General features: G+C 70.6%; 1 protein-coding gene. It reads right to left on the bottom strand.

Features of this window, described 5'->3' with window-relative positions:
* Positions 1-1,095, bottom strand: a 1,095-nt coding sequence (locus QZV94_RS12410; protein WP_293678218.1) for a class I adenylate-forming enzyme family protein, incomplete at both ends; no start/stop codon positions are given.

Below are 1,095 nucleotides of genomic sequence, written 5' to 3' on the forward strand. Positions count from 1 at the left end.
CGGCCGATGTCGCCGGTGTGGTACCAGCCGTCGGTGAACGCCGCGGCCGTCGCCTCGGGCTTGTTCCAGTAACCCATCACCACGTTCGGCCCGCGGATCCAGATCTCGCCGACTTCGCCTGGCGCGACCTCGACGCCGTTGGGGTCCACGATCTTGATGTCGCAACAGGGCACCGGGGTGCCGACGCTGTCGGGCCGGTTCAGGTAGTCCTCCGCGCCGTTCGAGGTCGAGACCGACGAGGTCTCGGTCGCGCCATAGCCCTGGCCCGGCGGGATGTTCGGGAAGAGCTCGGCGAACCTGAGGGTGAGTTCGGGCGCCACCGCCGCGCCGCCGTAGCCGTAGCCTTCCAGGCTCGAGAGGTCGCGCCGCGCGAAGTCCGGGCTCTCCAGCACCTGCCAGACCATCGAGGGCACGCCGGTGCTGCTGTTCACCCGCTCGGTTTCGACCAGCTCCAGGAAGCGCTCAGGGTTCCACTTGTGCATCAGCACCAGCCGGTTGCCCGCCACCACGGTCGGGACCATCAGCGAGTTGGTGCCGGTCACGTGGAACAGCGGCACCGGCAGGAGGCTCGTCTTCTGGGGGGCGTCCGGATCGGCGATCGGCAACGCCTCGCCCCGGCGGATCGCCGCCCGCGCGGCCGAGAAGCCCAGGCTCACCAGGTTCGACATCGCGTTGCGGTGGGTGCCGAGCGCGCCCTTGGGCTTGCCGGTGGTGCCCGAGGTGTAGAGGATCGTGGCGTCGTCGTCCGTGTCGACGCCGGGATCCGGCGGCGGTTCGTTCGGCAGGGCCGCGTAGCCCGACGGCGGGCCGATCAGGTCCTCCAGCATCACCGCGCCGGCGACGGGTCCCTGGGCGGCGCGGACGGCGATCAGGCCGTTCAGCGAGACCTCTGCGATGTGGGGCGCCAGGCGGTCGAGCCGGTCGCCGTCCACGATGGCGACTTTCGCGCCGGAGTCCTGGATGCCATAGACGAGATCGGGCCCAAGGCCCCAGGCGTTCAGCGGCGCCACAACGGCGCCGATCGACTGTCCGGCCCAGAACGCCAGCGACCATTCCGGCAGGTTGCGCATGGCGATCACGATGCGGTCGCCCTTC

The sequence above is a fragment of the uncultured Phenylobacterium sp. genome, assembly GCF_902826855.1.
GTDB lineage: Bacteria > Pseudomonadota > Alphaproteobacteria > Caulobacterales > Caulobacteraceae > Phenylobacterium.